Source organism: Microbacterium sp. Bi128 (genome assembly GCF_918698205.1).
On the sequence record NZ_CAKKMM010001420.1, the window covers coordinates 1 to 1,291 of the forward strand.

The following is a 1,291-nucleotide window of genomic DNA, read 5'->3' on the forward strand; positions in this document are numbered from 1 at the left end:
ACCTCCTCGAGCGCGTGCGCGGCGGGTACCGCCCCGACGTCGACGAGACCGAGCGACTGCTGCACGCGCCGCTCGACGTCCTCTCGCGCCACGCCTCGGCCCTGCGCGACGAGGGTCTCGCGCGTGCCGGGCGTCCGCACGTCATCACGTACTCGCGCAAGGTGTTCGTCCCCCTCACGACCCTGTGCCGCGACCGCTGCCACTACTGCGTCTTCGTCGACACGCCCGGCCAGTTGAACCTCCTCCGCAAGCCCGCGTACATGAGCCCCGAGCAGGTGCTCACGGTCGTGCGGCAGGGCCAGGCCCTCGGCTGCAAAGAGGCGCTGCTGACGCTCGGCGACCGCCCCGAAGAGCGGTGGCCCGAGGCCCGCGCGTGGCTCGACGCGCACGGCTTCGCCTCGACGATCGACTACGTCGCGCACATCGCACGGCTCATCACGGCCGAGACCGGCATGCTCGTGCACGCCAACCCTGGCGTGATGCACCCCGACGAGCTCGCGGCGCTGCGCCCCGTCTCGCCGTCCATGGGCATGATGCTCGAGACCACGTCGCGCCGCCTCTACGAGGAGCCCGGTCAGGTGCACTTCGGCTCCCCCGACAAAGACCCCGACCTGCGGCTGCGCGTCATCGATGACGCGGGGGCCGCCGGCATCCCGTTCACGACCGGCATCCTCGTCGGCATCGGCGAGACCGTGCGCGACCGCGCCGAGTCGCTCGTCGCCCTGCGCGATCTCGACGACCGCCACGGTCACGTGCAAGAAGTCATTGTGCAGAACTTCCGCGCGAAGCCCCGCACCGCGATGCAGGGCGCTCCGGATGCCGACATGCACGAGTACCTCGTCACGGTCGCCGTCGCGCGGCTCGTGTTCGGCCCCGACATGCGGATCCAGGTGCCGCCGAACCTCTCCGACCCGCGCGAGCTCGGGCTGCTGATCGAGGCGGGCATCGACGACTGGGGCGGGGTATCGCCGCTGACCGCCGACCACGTCAACCCGGAGCGCCCCTGGCCGCACATCGACGACCTCGCTGTGAAGACGGCCGCGGGCGGCTTCGCACTGCGCGAGCGGCTCACGGCGCACGCCGAGTACGTGCGCGACGCCGACCGCTGGATCGACCCGGCGCTGCACGTCCCCGTGCGTGCGTTGGCGGATGCCACGGGCCTCGCGGCCGATGTGATTCCGGCCGCGGCAGGCGGCGACGCCGGTGCGGCCGGCACCCTGGCGACAGGCGCCGGCGCAGCGAGCGCCCCCGCCACGGGAGGGGATTCCGCGACGGGAGGACGCCCCGGGGC

1 protein-coding gene is annotated in these 1,291 nt (G+C 73.0%); it reads left to right on the forward strand.

Annotated features, from left to right (window positions below):
- On the forward strand, positions 1 to 1,291 hold a 1,291-nt coding region (gene cofG / locus LQV45_RS33305; RefSeq protein ID WP_308288967.1), incomplete at both ends, for a 7,8-didemethyl-8-hydroxy-5-deazariboflavin synthase CofG.